Origin of the sequence: Lachnospira eligens (assembly GCF_009680455.1) — a bacterium.
Taxonomy (GTDB): domain Bacteria; phylum Bacillota; class Clostridia; order Lachnospirales; family Lachnospiraceae; genus Lachnospira; species Lachnospira eligens_A.
This window is the reverse complement of sequence record NZ_WKRD01000010.1, coordinates 81967-99411: the sequence shown is the minus strand read 5'-3', so window position 1 is coordinate 99411 and position 17445 is coordinate 81967. Positions and strand designations below refer to the sequence as shown.

General features: G+C 38.0%; 15 protein-coding genes. 4 read left to right on the top strand and 11 right to left on the bottom strand.

Going from position 1 to position 17445, the window contains the following annotated elements; translation table 11 throughout:
* Positions 1-364 precede the first annotated feature (364 nt).
* From GKE48_RS12840 to GKE48_RS12795, 10 genes are all read right to left on the bottom strand, one after another.
* A complete protein-coding gene (locus tag GKE48_RS12840; RefSeq protein WP_055288103.1) occupies positions 365-1003 on the bottom strand; it encodes a methyl-accepting chemotaxis protein in 639 nt (212 codons plus the stop codon).
* A 24-nt stretch (positions 1004-1027) separates the two neighbouring features.
* A complete protein-coding gene (gene radA, locus GKE48_RS12835) occupies positions 1028-2407 on the bottom strand; it encodes a DNA repair protein RadA (RefSeq protein WP_055216648.1) in 1380 nt (459 codons plus the stop codon).
* 76 nt (positions 2408-2483) lie between these two features.
* Entirely contained in the window at positions 2484-2897 is a 414-nt protein-coding gene (locus GKE48_RS12830; RefSeq protein ID WP_022097458.1) for a hypothetical protein, read from the bottom strand.
* A gap of 102 nt (positions 2898-2999) precedes the next feature.
* Complete coding sequence (locus GKE48_RS12825; protein WP_055288102.1) at positions 3000-5462, bottom strand: ATP-dependent Clp protease ATP-binding subunit; 2463 nt, start codon at positions 5460-5462, stop codon at positions 3000-3002.
* A gap of 39 nt (positions 5463-5501) precedes the next feature.
* Positions 5502-6533: a hypothetical protein gene (locus tag GKE48_RS12820; protein WP_012738939.1), complete on the bottom strand. Its 1032-nt coding sequence runs from the start codon at positions 6531-6533 to the stop codon at positions 5502-5504.
* Entirely contained in the window at positions 6526-7125 is a 600-nt protein-coding gene (locus tag GKE48_RS12815) for a UvrB/UvrC motif-containing protein (protein WP_055216652.1), read from the bottom strand. Before GKE48_RS12815 ends, GKE48_RS12820 begins: the two co-directional genes overlap by 8 nt.
* Before the next feature lie 35 nt (positions 7126-7160).
* Positions 7161-8732: a putative polysaccharide biosynthesis protein gene (locus GKE48_RS12810; RefSeq protein ID WP_243138508.1), complete on the bottom strand. Its 1572-nt coding sequence runs from the start codon at positions 8730-8732 to the stop codon at positions 7161-7163.
* Positions 8733-8864: 132 nt separating this feature from the next.
* Entirely contained in the window at positions 8865-9950 is a 1086-nt protein-coding gene (locus GKE48_RS12805) for a hypothetical protein (protein ID WP_022097463.1), read from the bottom strand.
* A gap of 16 nt (positions 9951-9966) precedes the next feature.
* Positions 9967-11133 carry a phosphodiester glycosidase family protein gene (locus tag GKE48_RS15050; protein ID WP_022097464.1) on the bottom strand — a complete coding sequence of 389 codons (1167 nt, stop codon included), beginning with the start codon at positions 11131-11133 and terminating at the stop codon, positions 9967-9969.
* Positions 11134-11153: 20 nt separating this feature from the next.
* The gene (locus tag GKE48_RS12795) at positions 11154-12227 is read right to left on the bottom strand and encodes a glycosyltransferase (protein WP_022097465.1); all 1074 of its coding nucleotides are present in this window, start codon (positions 12225-12227) and stop codon (positions 11154-11156) included.
* 171 nt (positions 12228-12398) lie between these two features.
* On the opposite strand from GKE48_RS12795, the gene GKE48_RS12790 reads away from it, so the two are divergent.
* The 3 genes from GKE48_RS12790 to GKE48_RS12780 all read left to right on the top strand — a co-directional run bounded on the left by GKE48_RS12790 (position 12399) and on the right by GKE48_RS12780 (position 13637).
* Positions 12399-12671 carry a hypothetical protein gene (locus GKE48_RS12790; protein ID WP_022097466.1) on the top strand — a complete coding sequence of 91 codons (273 nt, stop codon included), beginning with the start codon at positions 12399-12401 and terminating at the stop codon, positions 12669-12671.
* 267 nt (positions 12672-12938) lie between these two features.
* Positions 12939-13382, top strand: a complete 444-nt coding sequence (locus GKE48_RS12785; RefSeq protein WP_022097468.1) for a hypothetical protein — start codon at positions 12939-12941, stop codon at positions 13380-13382.
* Positions 13383-13397: 15 nt separating this feature from the next.
* Positions 13398-13637 (top strand): hypothetical protein, encoded by a 240-nt coding sequence (locus tag GKE48_RS12780; RefSeq protein WP_012738931.1) that lies wholly within the window; start codon positions 13398-13400, stop codon positions 13635-13637.
* Positions 13638-13654: 17 nt separating this feature from the next.
* On the opposite strand, the gene leuS is transcribed toward GKE48_RS12780, so the two are convergent.
* The gene (leuS, locus tag GKE48_RS12775; protein WP_055216658.1) at positions 13655-16072 is read right to left on the bottom strand and encodes a leucine--tRNA ligase; all 2418 of its coding nucleotides are present in this window, start codon (positions 16070-16072) and stop codon (positions 13655-13657) included.
* A gap of 151 nt (positions 16073-16223) precedes the next feature.
* Between leuS and GKE48_RS12770 the strand changes: the two genes are divergently transcribed.
* Positions 16224-17093, top strand: a complete 870-nt coding sequence (locus GKE48_RS12770; RefSeq protein WP_154301243.1) for a prephenate dehydrogenase — start codon at positions 16224-16226, stop codon at positions 17091-17093.
* Positions 17094-17445 lie beyond the last annotated feature (352 nt).

Here is a 17445-nt window from a genome sequence, read left to right as displayed (position 1 = left end):
GTGATAATTCTTGCTGGTTGAGATATTTTCAGAATAAAAGCACACGCAAACATCCAATACAGCTTATTGCGTAGGTCTCTGCTCTGAAGCCATAGCAATATTATAAGAAAACCACCCACTAATTATGTTATCCAATAGCTTCTAGTAGGCATTCGCCCCATAACACAGCACCCACATCCCTATAACACATTCCCGTAACACATCTTCTCATTGCAATCTGCCATAACGCATTAACACATTTTCTCAATCACTCAAATATTGACATAGTAACAACATCAATATACTTTCGAAGCCACTTATTTACTGTCTTTTTTCATTATACCCATTAAATAAAGGAGGTCTTATGCGACCTCCCTGATTATTCCTATGCTTTTAATGCATTCTTAGCTTCATCTGTTATCTCTCTCTGATAAGCTATCTCATTTTCAATATTTCTTGCAACCTCATTAGCAGTATATGCTGCATCTATTACTTTCTTAAGCACATTTCCAACATCATCTGCTTTTTCCTTCTGCTTTGATGAATTATCATAAATATTCTTCATAGCTGTGACCGTTTCATCAACCGAGGTCTGTACTTTATTAATTGTGTCTGTTATCTCTTTGGACGACTTAGCTGACTGAGCAGCAAGATTTCTTACCTCACTGGCAACAACAGCAAATCCCCTGCCATGTTCACCGGCTCTTGCGGCTTCTATTGATGCATTAAGTGAAAGTATATTGGTTCTGTTAGATATTGAACTAATAACAGCTGCAAATTCTTCAATCTTCTTAGACAAAGCTTCAAGTTCTTTAATCTTAGCTGAAGACTCCTCCACAACTTTATTCATTGATTCTATCATTCCAAGAATCTCTTCTACACTTGACATGCTTTCCTTAACCAGATTAAGAGATGTATCTGACGAATTAATAACATCAAATGCATCTTTTTCAAGCTTTTCCTGTGAATCATCAAGTCCATTAAGAATATTGGTGAGATTATTCACCATTGCTTCGTTACTCATAAGTAATCCCCCATCCTGTGTATTTTATATCAGTTTAATTGCTTCCTGAACATTATTAACACCAATTATTTCAATTTTATCATTCTTCTTTATGTTTTTCAAGCATACACCCGGCAATATACATGTTTTAAAACCAAGCTTAACAGCTTCATTAACTCTCTGTTGTGCCTGGCTTACAGCTCTCACCTCACCTGCAAGTCCAACTTCACCAAATATAACTGTCTTTTCGTCTATTGCCCTGTTCTTAAAGCTGCTCACAAGGGCCATCACAATTCCCAAATCAAGCGCTGGCTCACTTACTTTAATTCCACCTGCAACATTCACATAAGCATCACTGCCTGACATATGTATACCTGCTCTCTTTTCAAGAACAGCCATAAGAAGATTAACCCTGTTATAGTCAGTACCTGCAGCAGTCCTTCTTGCCATTCCAAAATTAGAATCGCACACCAGTGCCTGAATCTCTACCATTATAGGGCGTGTTCCTTCCAAAAGGCACACAACAACTGAACCTGATGCATTCTCTGGTCTTCCATTAAGCATATATTCTGATGGATTCTCAACTTCCGACAGGCCGCTCTGCTGCATTTCAAATACACCAATTTCATTAGTTGAGCCAAATCTGTTTTTTACGCCTCTTAATATCCTGTATGAAGCATATCTGTCGCCTTCAAAATAAAGCACCGTATCAACCATATGCTCAAGCATTCTTGGTCCGGCAACTGTTCCTTCCTTGGTAACATGTCCTACAATGAATATAGTAATGTTCAGTCCCTTCGCAAGCTGCATAAGTATTGATGTTGTCTCTCTTACCTGAGAAACACTTCCAGGCGCTGCTGCCACATCTTCTTTATACATAGTCTGTATCGAATCAATTATCACAATCTCAGGCTTATTTCTTGTAAGAATATCTTCTATGCTATCTAAGCTTGTCTCACATAATAACTTAAGTGTTCCACTGCATTGGCCAATTCTGTCTGCCCTTAGCTTTATCTGCTTTAGCGATTCTTCACCGGATATATAAAGTACATCTTTTCCTGCTGCTGACAGGTTGTAACACATCTGAAGCAGAAGTGTTGACTTTCCTATTCCAGGATCTCCTCCTACAAGCACTAAAGAACCCGCAACAATTCCTCCACCAAGCACTCTGTCAAGCTCAGCTATACCTGTGGATGTTCTGTCATTTTCTTCAAAGCTTACACTATTTATCTCTACAGGAACAGGCGCTGATGATGCCGCTGCCCTCTGGCTTGTGCCTGCTATTCCTTTGGCTGACTTAGGTTTACTTACTGGTTCTTCTACAAATGTGTTCCATTCCTTACACGCCGGACACTGCCCGAACCATTTAGCAGACTCATATCCACATTCTTTACAAAAAAAAGCTGTATTCTTTGCCTTTGCCATACATCCCCCTAAAAAAGGCTGCCACAACATATAAATGTGTAGCAGCCCTGTAAAATCAAAATACTTTTAATTATAATCAAGCCTTCTTAATATCTACTTTAACAGGCTTCTCACCATCAAATTCAACTGAAAGAACAAGCTTACCACCCATATTAGTAGCCATTGTTCCTGCATCTTTATCGTTAATTCTGATATCATATGATGTACCTTCTTCAAGGCCTAATGTAATCTGTGCATCCTCATTACCTTCTACCATAAATGATACACTTGTATCTGTTGCCTTAAAATCATTAACAGCTGTACCCGGAACAGATTCATATACAAAAGAGCCGTTCTTCTCAAGCTTTGTGATTTCGTTAAATGTCTTAACTTTGTATGTATCCCCACAATGTTCGAAATCTGGCAGCTTTGACTTGGTATCCAACTTATAATTACCAAAACTGATTGCTCCATCCGCTTCTGAACGAATCAATTCATTTACTACTGGCATATTATTATCCTCCTATATGTTACGATATGTATGTACTGATTATACAATAAACTGACAAAAAGCGCCAGCAATTTGTCAGTTGTTTATTGTTTATTTATTAATTTATTTATTCATTCCTCTCTTGAGAGTAAAGTTAAGCTTATTGTCCTTTACAGTTATCTTCACTTTATTGCCAGCGTGGACTTTTCCCATAAGAATCCGCTCTGCAAGAACATCTTCAACCTCATTCTGGATTGTACGGCGTAATGGTCTTGCACCATATTTAGAATCATACCCCTTATCAACAAGCCACTGTCTAGCTGCATCATCAAGCTCTATTGATAATTTCATCTGTTCCATAATACGCTTATTGACATTGGCAATCATTATATCGACAATCTGTGCTATCTGCTCTTTTCCAAGAACATGGAATACAACTATATCATCTATTCGGTTAATGAATTCTGGCTTGAATATTCTCTTAACCTCGTCCATAACCTTGCCCTTCATCTCCTCATGATTCTGCTGCTCAGTCATTCCTGACGAGAATCCCAGTGATTTAGGTGATACAATATTTTCAGCTCCAGCATTGCTAGTCATTATAATTATAGTATTCTTGAAATCTATAACCCTGCCTGTTGAATCAGTGATATGCCCGTCGTCAAGCACCTGTAAAAGTATATTAAATACATCCGGGTGGGCTTTCTCAACTTCATCAAAAAGAATTACAGAGTATGGATTTCTTCTTACCTTCTCACTAAGCTGTCCTCCCTCATCATATCCAACATATCCCGGAGGTGAACCTATAAGCTTTGACACCGTATGCTTCTCCATAAATTCCGACATATCAACTCTTATAAGAGAATTCTCTGTACCAAACATAGCATCTGCCAGTGCCTTTGAAAGTTCTGTCTTACCTACACCCGTAGGTCCTAAAAACAGGAATGAGCCAATTGGTCTGTTAGGATCTTTAAGTCCTACCCTTCCTCTTCGGATTGCTTTAGCAACTGCTGTAACAGCCTCGTCCTGTCCAATAACTCTGTTGTGCAGAGTTTCCTCAAGCTTCATAAGACGTTCTGATTCTGCCTGTGCAATTCTCTGTACAGGAATCTTTGTCCATGTTGATACAACAGAAGCAATCTCATCCTCATCAACAATAAGATTATTCTCATTAATGCTGTCCTGCCATTGCTTTGTCATTTTTTCAAGCTGTTCTTTTTTCTTTAACTGTTTCTTCTTAATTTCACCAGCCTGCTCATAAGCTTCTGACTTTATTGCTTCTTCCTTATCCTTGGTAAGCTGCTCTATCTGTGCCTCTAATGTCTTAATCTCATCAGGCATTACATATGCATCAAGCCTTGTCTTAGAAGATGCTTCATCAATAAGATCAATAGCCTTATCAGGAAGGAATCTGTCATTGATATATCTCTTAGATAACTTAACAGCTGCAACTACTGCCTCATCTGTAATTGTAACATGATGATGCTCTTCATACCTGCCCTTAAGGCCTCTTAATATCTGAATTGCCTCTTCTGCCGTAGGTTCTTCAACCTTAACAGGCTGGAATCTTCTCTCAAGAGCAGCATCCTTCTCAATATGTTTTCTATACTCCTCAAGAGTTGTAGCACCAATAAGCTGGATTTCTCCTCTTGCAAGAGATGGTTTTAATATATTAGACGCATCTATTGCTCCCTCTGCTCCTCCAGCACCTATTATTGTGTGAATCTCATCCAGAAAAAGTAATACATTTCCAGCATTTTTAACCTCTGCTATTACCTTCTTGATTCTTTCCTCAAATTCACCCCTGTACTTAGAACCGGCAACCATACCTGACAAATCTAATGTCAGAAGACGCTTGTCCTTAATTGTCTCAGGCACATTTCCTTCAACTATTCTGGCTGCAAGTCCTTCTGCTATGGCAGTCTTACCAACTCCCGGTTCACCTATAAGGCAAGGATTATTCTTAGTTCTTCTGCTCAATATCTGAATAACCCTCTGAATCTCTTCTTCCCTGCCAATAACAGGGTCCAATCTGCCTTCTCTTGCCATCTGTGTAAGATCCCTGCTGTACTGGTCGAGAGTTGCTGTGCTTTTTTTATCATTTCCTCTTGGTCTTCCATTCTGGAAATCTTCTTTAACCCTGCCGGCATCTTCTCCCATAGCCATAAGAAGATCAACATACATCTTCTTGACAGGAACCCCTATAGTATTAAGAAGCCTTGAAGCTACGCTGTCTGTTTCTTTTATTATTGCTATTAAAATGTGTTCTGTTCCTATAAGCTCTGACTTAAATCTTGCTGCCTCTCTTGCTGCATTATCGAGTATATGTCTGACCCTTGGAGTATATCCTGATGGTTCTTTGACATTAACTACACTATCTGGTGCTATAAGCTGGCACACAAGATTAATTATCTTCTCATCCGTAATATCATTGCTAAGAAGAACTGAAGATGCAAGTCCGCCCTCCGCTTTGATAAGTCCTATAAGAAGATGCTCTGAACCTATATAACCATGACCTAACATAGCCGCTGTATCTGCCGCATAATTAAGTGCCTCCTGCGCTTTGCTGGTAAATCTGCTCTGCATATCTATAACCCTTTCTATGATTGATTTCGTAAATATCTGTTAATGTATTGTTGGAAGATGTTCTCTTATAAAATCAGCTCGTGACACTTCCAGTTCCTCTTCATCCATATCCTTGTTAGAAATCATAAGAAGATTTGCCGGATGAATTCCAATCATAAGCTGATATATATTACTCTCATCAAATCCGTCAGCCTTAATAAGCCCTGATGCAAGTCCGAATCTTATCTGGGAAAGCAGCAGCTCTCCATCATTAAGTGTAACCTTTCTGGCATATTTTAACACACCATATGACCTGTACACCATATCAAGTGCTGTCATTTTTCTTTTTGTAATATACTGCTTCCTGTAATTTCTTTCCTGTGCAATAATCTGTTCTGCTATATTATCCAGATTGTCAATTATATCTTTCTCACTCTTTCCAAGTGTTACCAGATTAGTAAGCTGGTATATATCACCTAAAGCTCTGTTATTGTCACCCTCCATTGCTTTTAGCACAAGTCCGAATCTTCCAACCTCAGGAATCAGCCCTGATATTTTATCATTTCCTGCAAGTGCTGGCAAATGTAGCATATAACTTGCTCTCATTCCTGTACCTGCATTAGATGGAAGGGTTGTAAGATAGCCAAACTTCTGATCATACGAATAGTCAAGTACATCTCCGATAACATCATCCATCTTATCAGCCAGTGTATACGCTTTCTGCATATTCATTCCAGCAGCAAATGCCTGTATTCTTATATGATCCTCTTCATTAATCATTATTGACACATCTTCATCAGGTGCAACAAATCCTGCTGCGTAATCCTGCTTTTCAAGATACGGACTTATAACATGTCTCTCCCTCATGCCCATCTTCTGATAAGCATCAAGATAGTCAAAATTATATGAATTATAACCGCTTATTGGCGACACTGTCTTTAACTGGTCAGTAACATTTTTTACCAGCTTTTTAGCATCTGTGTCTGACATCTTGTAAGAAAAATTATATCCATTAATATTACGGGCAAGCCTTACTCTGCTTGATATAACAACATCAGAGTTATTGCCGCCCTCTTCAAACCATCTAAGCATCGTGACCGCCTCCCTGTGTTGAATCATCCGTATTATCCATTTTCTTTAACTGGTGAATCATGTCCCTTAATCTGGCTGCCTCTTCATAATTCTCTATCTCAACAGCCTCTCTTAACTTTATCCCCAGTTCCCTGATACGACTTTCATAATCATCATTTTCATCCTGCATGACTGGCAGAGTATCTGTCTCATTATTTTCATCAGACAGCCCTGAGTATTTCTTATATATCTTTCCCCTATGAACTGAATCTCCATGCAGTCTTTTCATATTATCCTCAATAAGAGGTCCGAATACCCCATAGCACTCAGCACAACCAAATTTACCAACCATAGTAAATTCATCAAATGTCATTCCACAGCCTGGGCATCTGATATGCATCATAGGTCCGTCTTCCACCTGGGCTGAATTACCAGCCAGCAGACCCGTCAGAAGCCTTACAAATGGAAACTCCGCATCTGAACTGTCTGACATTCCTGCAAAATTAAGCCTTCTTGCACAATCCATGCATATATGGTGTTCCTTCTTAACTCCGTTAATTATTTCTGTATAATGAATTGAAGCTTCATTCTGATGACAATTCTCACAAAGCATATTATTCCTTTCCAGTCAGGAATCACATTCCTGCTTTATTCAAATACTCTCATCTTAGTTAAAGCATAGTAAGGACCAAAATATGTTATTAATGCAACCATAAAGGCTATTACCAGTGCCAGAACATTAGATGATGTAAGTGTATACATTCCCTTATATGAAAGCCATGTGAACACGCCCATTATAAGTGCCGATATACCTGGTTTTGCAAATACACTTATATACGGCATCGTATAATCAATCTCCTGATATAAGGTTCTTAGATTAAGTATAAATATTAATATTGGAAATGTTGCATTACCTATAACCACTGCATATATTCCTAGTGCCGAGAACTTAAGAAGCACGAATACCAGCACAATATGAACAGCAAGTGATATAGATGAATGAATCATTGGTACATTTACACGGTCAATTCCCTGCAGTGCTGTACTTGTAACTGTAGAGAGTGTATAGAATACTACCGCAATCGCACCTATTTTTAACATCATTCCACCCTGAGCGCTGTTATAGCGGGAAAATAACAGCTTTATTATAGGCTGACCTATAACAAACAGCCCTACAAATGATGGAACAGCAATAAACATGTTAGTCTTTAATGTCTTAGTAATCTTATCATATATAGAATCATAATCCCTGTCTGTAAATGATGCAACAACGCTAGGCAGCATCGAAGCAGACATTGCAGATGCAACCCCCTGTGGAATTCCTATAAGCAGGCTGTAGCTTGAACTGAAATTACCAAGATCCATAGATATGCTCTTAGTAATATCTCTTCCAACCATTATATTGCTAAACATTACATCGTCTATCAAAGCACTTATCTGATAAAATGTCTGTCCAAGTATAATTGGTATCATTGTATATATGATTATCTTACAAATCTGCCCTGTGCTCTGGTTCTCTGTATGTCTGTCTTTTCTTTTCAGTCTGTTAAATGTCGGTGTATATACCGCATACAAAAATCCCATGAATAAAACAGCCGTAAGTGCTCCCATCGCAGTACCAAGCGTACTTCCTGCCGCTCCATATGCAGCCACATCAGGTGATGAAGCAAATGCTTTCATCATTCCATATCCTGCTGCAATACTAACAATCGCATTAACAATCTGTTCAAGTATCTGCGATACCGCAGTTGGAATCATTGTACTCTGTCCCTGAAAGAATCCTCTTATAACCCCAAGAATTGCAACAAGGAATATTGTCGGTGCAAGAATCCTTAATGGAACCGCAAGTCCCGGAAGTCCTCCTCCATATATAACATTCTCTATAAATGAAGCGCCAAAAAATACAAGAAGTGCTGCGATACCTCCTGTACACACTGCAACCATTAAAGAACATCTTAATACTTTAGCAGCACTTTTATATCTTTTCTTTGTAAATCTTGCTGACACAAGCTTTGATACAGCCATTGGCAGTCCGTACGAAGACAACACAAGCATTATATTATATATGTTAAAAGCAGCTCCATATATACCATTGCCTTCACTTCCTATAATGTTAACTACAGGAATTCTGTAAAGCATGCCTATTATCCTGACAAGAATACCTGCAATTGCAAGAATACTTCCATGAACTATAAAATTACGTTTATTAGACTCCGACATATTCATCTCCAAATCTTATGTAATAATTGTTTTCGAATTAGATTTTACATCTTATATACAATAAAATCCATAAATTTTTTGTTAAAAAAGCCGTTCCAACCACATACGATTAGAACGGCTTATATTTTTATATTAATTAATTAAGAAATCAGCCAGCATCCATGTACCATTCTGTTTTACAAATGTATATGTAAGCGATGTTTTATATGTTGTATTACCTGTCTTGTAATCAACATAAAGGTCATAATAAACATCACATGAGAAACATTTGTCTGAATACTTTCTGAAATTAGTAATAGATTCATTGTTGAACTGATAAGTATATGACTTACCCCAAAGGTACGCCCATATAGCAGGAATATCACTGACATACTCAGCTGCAGTACCAACCATATAGCTTGAAAGCTTAGAAAGACTTCCCCTGTTGATAATATAAGCTCCATACTGTTCCGCTATTGTATATATCCTTGATTCCATACTTTTATACAATTCATCATCCGATGGATAGTAAATTGTATATCCTGTCTTCTTGTCATAATCAACTGTCAGATCTTTACCATTAAGCTTTGCTGTTATATCAGGCTTTGCTATAAGCTGTCCTACATCATACACATCATTAGTTGGTACCGTAACATAATCTGATACATGCAGACAAGGTGCAAACTTAACTTCTGACTCTGTCTTGTATGTATCAGTAACCTGTACTCCATTAATATAAACATCAGCACCTGTTGGAGCTGTTATTTTAACTTCTGCAAGGTTCTTTGTAAAATCTCCAAAAGAAATAGTTCCAAGAGTCCATTTATTAAATTTATGTGCATTCTTTCCTGCCGATTCAAGTTCAACCTTTGCTATCGGCGTATCACCTGCATATACTACATACACAGGAGTTTTTTCAGAATATTCACCAGCCTTTTTCTTATATGATACTGTACCGTCATTTAACCTATCTGTAAAATATGCTGCTATCGTATCATTCGTTTCAAACTCATTTACTTTCACGTCATTATCTGATAAAAGCTTTCCAATCCCATCAGGAGTAAACTGATTCACAATCTTATCCATTGTTCCTGATGGCATTCCCTCTTCATAATCTTTTAAAAGACTATGAAGCATAATTAATGTAATCACACCTGCCAGAAGAAGAATCCCGCAGTATATACATAAGAATTTTTTAAAATTTGAAAGCTTCTTTTTTCTTTTATTATTTCGTGGCATACTACTTTTCTCCTCCTTACTTAATTAAAAATGCTGTCGGACAGCTTCTTGGACCTGTTGGTGAATATGGTACATTTATTACTTCACCATCATAATACATCTGTGTTGATGTTCCACCATCCATTGTAGATGCATTTACAGCTCCATACTGTGCCATAATATCCTGTAGGTCTGAAAATGTAGCACCTATACTGTTAGGCTGTCTTCCATCTACTGCAAGAAGAAGAATCTTTCCATCTGCTGTCTGTCCTATGGCAGTTCTTGGATTAGTTCCCCCTGCAATACCAACAATATCCTGAGCCTCTCCATTAACAATAAGAAATGGACCAATATGATTGCTTATGCTTACGCAGTCTCTTATATTAAGTTCCTTTGCCTTTGCAGCATTCATATTACCAAGAACAAGCTTATTATCAAATGTAATTCCGGTAACATGAGATGTTCCACCATTATCATTAAGAATCTCTCCGTCTTTCATTACAAGGCCAATCGGCATTGCTGTATAAGTTGTTTCTCCATCAACAAATTCTCCGCCATTAACTCCTCCGATTGCATCATATCTCTTTGCAATATCTGCAACAACCATTCCATTTCCATTGGTAAATTCAGGAACTGTTCCCACAAATAATCTACTTGGATCTTTTACAATCATGAGTTTTCCAGAATATGTAGCACCCTTTACATCTACAATCTCAATATCAGGAGTTTCCGGATCCTGGGCTGCTGTATCAATATTTACAAGTCCCGCATCTGTTATCTCATCTGTATCTTTAATTGCGTTATTGGCCTTAATCTGGTCTATCTCATCCTGAGAGCAGAACCAGTTAGCAAGAAATCCTATTGCACTTGTCTCCTGTACAGAAAGTACAAACTGAATCTTTGCTGTCTTAGACGGTCCATACACAAGCATTGCCATAACAGCATACAGAAATATCACCAGAATAAGAATAGTTGACAAAAGTGTCGCACCGACTCTTCCTGCCCATACAAGAACTGGATTCTTCTTTTTATTTTTATTTCTTTTATTAGATGCGTTGCCACCTCGTGGCTTATCGTTACCATACGACTTTTTATCTTCATAGCTGTCATCTAAAACGTCAAATGGATCAAAATCATCAATATCTTCAAGTTCAAAATCATCAACGATATCTATATCGTCAATATTATTCTTTCTTTTTGCCACTATAACTTCCTCCTAAACCGTTACTTAAAAACCCATCTTTTCTGAATCTGATAACTTACAAAGAACAATGCAAGATCAATTATTATCTTGGCAATTCCTGAAAGCACAATGCTTAATGCCAGCAGCTTTGTAGCAATATACACCAAAGCATAAGAACAAGCAAGCTGACAGAACCATAAAATGTAATATCTTACCACCGTCTGTTTAAGACCGGACTGTGATTTAAATACTGCATTTCTGTTAAGCGAGAAATTAAAAACTGATGAAAGCACTCTTGCCGCTGCTGTACTTATGAATATTCTTAAGCTGACTGTAAGCCCTATAAGCACAAATTCAAGCACATTAAATATTATATTATCTATAGCCCACGAAGCAATAGAGCTTCCTACATATTTCATGCCTGTGCTTTTAAATAAATATTTAAATATCACTTTGTATATCTTAATTGAATCTTTGACAGGATTAAAATGTGATGATGAATTATCTTCTATGTACACAGTTTCTATCGATTCTTCCTGAAATCCAATATTATACTTTTTGAAAGCAAGCAGCATATTAGTCTCATACTCAAATCGTTCGCCTTCTACCTTGTCAAATGTCTCAAGGTACTTGTAAGGTATTGCTCTTAAGCCGGTCTGGGTGTCCGAAATATTCAATCTGCAAAGCACCTTAAACACTCCACTAGTCATATTATTACCAAATTTACTTCTTGCCGGTACATCATCACCAGTAAAATCCCTTACGCCTAAAACGACATTGCCTGTACTGACCATTGTTTCACTGCATTTCTTAATATCTTTGGCACGATGCTGATTATCACCATCTACTGTCACAACTCCATCAATATCTTTTCTATTCTCAAGGCAGAATTCAAATGCAGTCTTCAAGCCTCTTCCTTTTCCCTTGTTAACTTCATGTGTAAGAATTGTACATTCACTATGTGCTGCTACTTCTTTAAAAGGAGCCATATGTTCCTCATCACTTCCATCATTAACAATAATGATGTCCTTAAAGCCTTCTTCAAGTAAAGCATCAACTACAGCTACAAGCTTATTATCAGGATTCAGTGACGGTATAATAACCGATACTTTCATAATATTCATCCCACTCTTTGCTAATATTTATAGTGCTTTTCCATTTAAACGCACCGTATTTAGAATATAATAATTTCCTAAAGATTGCAATAAAAATTTCATATACTGTGTAACAGGGTCATGCTGTAAGCCATAATATTGTATTGTAGATTAATTTTGGAGGACTTTTACATGAGTGATTTAGCAGCAACAAACTGCGGAGGATGCGGCGGATGTGGAGATAACTGCAATTCTATTGTATGGATTATCATTCTCCTTCTCCTCTTTGACGGAAATAACGGATATGGATGCAACAATGGTTGTGGAAATGGTTGCAATTCCTTCTGGATTATAATTCTCCTCTTCTTCTGCTGTGGATGTGGCAATGGAACTAACTTCCTCAATGGCTTTGGTTGCGGATGCAACAACGGATGCGGATGCAACAGTGGATGCGGATGCCAGTAATTATTTAATATGGGGCTGCCTTAAACGGCAGCCCTTATATATTAATTATTATTATGTTCCATCATACATTTTCCATCTATTTCATATATGGTATTCTCTTCTTCAACAAGTATATTGCCATTGTCCTGAACATCCATATTAATTACCATATCATAATTCCTTTTTTATATATTATATGGGCTTATTTATTAATTGCTAAGACTTACAGGCATAATTAAGACATATAACCTAATATATATAGAATAAAATATTCCGCCGAGAGTTCACATGAAAGAACTTCCCATAACAGAATTTGATATGCAGACACTGCCACAATTCATACAGCTTGCCAAAGCAATTCTTCCTTTTATGGAATTTAATACCCAGCAGACACTTAGTCCTCTGCTCCGTGCATATGAATTTTCATGTACAATGAACTATTACAGCCGCCCTGAAAGCCTTCGTATTGCGGCATGTTCTGCAAAGCCCCACCTTTCATTAAACAGTCCAATACAGGATATACTTTCAGATGAAAATATCATGAATGTTATTCTTACTTACTGTCCAGACAATCTACGGAATATTCTGAGTAATTTTAAGAACTATAACAAAATGTCCGATTTGTTCAACATTTTAAATCGTGATCAGAATGGCAGTAATAGTTTTCTTAATCCTGCCCAGCAAAAAATGTATGAAGCTTATACAGAACAGTTAAACAATCTTAATCTTTAATATTTGGAGGACTTTATGTCAGAATTAGATTTTAGAAAGCAGCTTCTTCTCAACGAATTCAAGACTTTATCCCAGGGAAAGAAAAATGATGAAATCATTCCTCTTCTTTTCGCTATTAATGATAAAGCTAAAAAATCCGGTATAACCTTCACAAAAGAAGATTGTCAGTTAGTCATCAACAGTATGTCTGGACAGCTAAGCGAAAAAGAGCTCAGGCTTCTGCCTGAGCTTCTCTCTCTTCTTAATATGAATTAATGTTTTATTATTCTTAATTATTTTGCAACAATATTAACAATTCTTCCCGGTACATATATTTCTTTAATAATGTTACCAGAAAGCCTGCTTCCAAGTGCTTCCTTAGCGGCAGCAATTACACTGTCCTTGTCAGCATCCTTGGCGATATTGATAGTAGCCTTAGTCTTTCCATTAATCTGGACTGCTATCTCAACCGTTGACTCAACTGTCTTAGCTTCATCGTATTCAGGCCATGTCTGCTGATATACTCTTCCATTCTCGCCGATTGCTTCCCACATCTCTTCTGTAATGTGTGGAGCAACCGGATTAAGTAAGATAAGGTATGTCTTGAGTTCTCCCCTAGTAATCTTACCTGCCTTGCTGAAATCATTGAGCATAGTCATGAGCTGTGCAATAGCTGTATTGTATTTCAGATTCTCATAATCAAACGAAACTTTCTTAATTGTCTGATGCATCTTTGTCTCAAATTCCTTAGAGAAACCTTCCTCATCAGTCATTATATCCTGAAGCTTCCATACTCTGTCTAAGAATCTGCGGCAGCCCTTAACGCCATCCTCTGACCATGAAGCTGCTGCGTCAAATGCACCGATAAACATCTCGTATGTTCTTAATGTATCTGCACCATAATCTCTTACGATATCATCAGGATTAACAACATTGCCTCTTGACTTACTCATCTTCTCGCCGTTCTCACCAAGAATCATACCGTGGGATGTTCTCTTCTGATATGGCTCTGGGCAAGGTACAACCTTCTGGTCGTAAAGGAATCTGTGCCAGAATCTTGAATAGAGTAAGTGTAATGTTGTATGCTCCATTCCTCCGTTATACCAGTCTACCGGAAGCCAGTACTTAAGTGCTTCCTGACTTGCGAGTGTCTCTGTGTTATGTGGATCTGTATATCTTAAGAAATACCATGACGATCCAGCCCACTGAGGCATTGTATCAGTCTCTCTCTTAGCTGGTCCGCCACAGCATGGGCATGTTGTATTAACCCAGTCTGTCATGGCTGCAAGAGGTGATTCTCCATTATCTGTAGGCATATAACTTTCTACCTCTGGAAGCAGTAATGGAAGTTCGCTCTCATCAACTGGAACATAGCCACATTTGTCACAATGAACAATTGGAATAGGCTCGCCCCAGTATCTCTGACGAGAGAACACCCAGTCACGAAGCTTATAATTAACCTTTGCATTACCAATTCCCTTTTCTGTAAGGAATTCAATCATCTTTTCCTTAGCTTCTTTAACTTCAAGTCCGTTAATGAAATCCGAATTAATAAGGACACCTGTTGCTACATCTGTAAATGCTGCCTCATTAACATCAACTTCTTCACCGTTCTTTGCTACAACCTGAATGATAGGAAGGTTAAATTTCTTAGCAAACTCCCAGTCTCTTTCATCGTGAGCAGGAACAGCCATGATAGCACCTGTACCATAGCTCATAAGTACATAATCTGATACCCAGATTGGAACTTCCTTGCCATTAACCGGATTAACTGCCTTAAGTCCGTCAATCTCTACACCTGTCTTATCCTTTGCAAGCTCTGCTCTCTCGAAATCTGACTTTCTTGAAGCCTGCTCTCTATAGCTTTCTATTTCATCCCAGTTCTTAATCTCGTCCTTATACTTATCAAGATATGGATGCTCTGGTGATACAACCATATAAGTAACACCGAAAAGTGTATCGCATCTTGTTGTATATATTCTTAACTTATCTTCCTTACCAGCAATTGCAAAATCAACCTCAGCACCTGTAGAACGTCCAATCCAGTTCTTCTGCTGTGTCTTAACTCTCTCGATATAATCGACATGGTCAAGTCCTTCTATAAGCTTATCTGCATAATCAGTAATCTTAAGCATCCACTCACTCTTGACCTTACGGACAACAGGTGAACCACATCTTTCACATACACCATTAACTACTTCTTCATTAGCAAGACCTACCTTACATGAAGTACACCAGTTGATAGGCATCTCCTGCTTATATGCAAGTCCAGCCTTAAAAAGCTTAAGGAAAATCCACTGAGTCCACTTATAATAATCAGGATCTGTAGTATTAATCTCTCTGTCCCAGTCAAATGAATAACCAATTGACTGAAGCTGTTCCTTAAAATGATCTATATTATTCTTAGTAACTATCTTAGGGTGAATCTTGTTCTTAATAGCATAGTTCTCTGTTGGAAGACCAAATGCATCCCAACCCATTGGATATAAAACATTATATCCCTGCATTCTTCTCTTTCTTGCTACGATATCAAGCGCTGTATATGGTCTTGGATGACCTACATGAAGCCCCTGTCCTGATGGATATGGGAACTCCACAAGTGCATAATACTTTGGTTTTGAATAATCATTAGTTGCAGCAAAGGCTTTTTCATCCTGCCATACCTGCTGCCACTTCTTTTCAACTGTTTTGTGGTTATATACTGCCGACATAACACATTCCTCCTTAAAAACGCATAAAAACATTCTACACACATCACTTTAATTTGTCAATTAAATAGCCGCCTTTACATTATCGCTTTAAAGTGTTAAAATACCACTATTCGCATGAATATTAATATTTCTTACATGGAGGTTATAACATATGAAGACAAAGGTTGGATTCATAGGTTTCGGACTCATTGCAGGAGCCTTAGCCCATGCCCTTAAAGAAAGCGGCAGGGATTATCATATAACTGCCACAAGCAGACATTTAGAACCAGTAATCGCTGCGGTTGCTGATGGTATTGTTGATGTCGCTGCTCCTGCGGTAGACGAAACATTTGCACAATGTGACATAATCCTGTTATGCACACCTGTAATTACTATCACAGAATATCTTACAAAATTAAAAGCCATTGCCAGTCCGGACTGCATAATTACCGACGTTGGAAGTGTCAAGACTATCATACATGAAGCAGCAGATTCATTAGGACTTAATGACCGCTTTATTGGTGGACATCCTATGGCTGGCTCCGAAAAAACAGGTTATGAGAATTCAGGTTCATCAATTATAAAAGGTGCAAGGTACATAATCACACCGACCAAAGAAACCAAGCCTGAAAAAATCGAATTCATGAAACAATTTGCATCAGATGTTGGCATGCGTCCTATCGTCATGGATTACCATGTACACGACAAATCTGTTGCTGCCATAAGCCATGTTCCACATCTTTTATCAACTGCACTCGTTCATGTAGTATCAGATAATGATGACGAAGAAAAGCATATGCAGTTACTTGCCGCAGGTTGCTTTCGTGACATGTCAAGAGTTGCAGCTTCTTCTCCTGAAATGTGGGAACAGATATGTTTAACTAACAGCTCTGCAATCAGCAACATTCTTGAACAGTATATTGAAATGCTTGAAACAATTAAAGATAACATCGATAAAAAGACCCCAGGCTATGTCGCCAGTCTTTTCGAGATGTCAAGAGAATACAGGAATTCCTTGGAAAGCAGACACCCAGAGCACTAAGCCCTGGGTGTTTGTGTTTATCCAGTATTAAATTGCATCTCTTTTGGACTTCCTCTGTGCCTATCACTACTTTAAAGTCCAATTTATACCAGGCTAGAATATATCATATACACCGTTGGAGCTGCCTGTCTGTGGCACAAAATTGAATTATGGCGAGCTGTGCAGGAGTTAATGTCGCTATATACATAAGTTCAGTGCCCAAAAGCTCGTTCAAACATAGTGCGTTTGCTTTTGGGCACTGTAAAAGACTTTGTAGATAGCGACATTTACTCCTGCTAAGCGCAGTCATACTGAAATTTTGTGCCACAGACAGGCAGCTCCAATGGTGTATTTCATATAATAACTGTCCTCA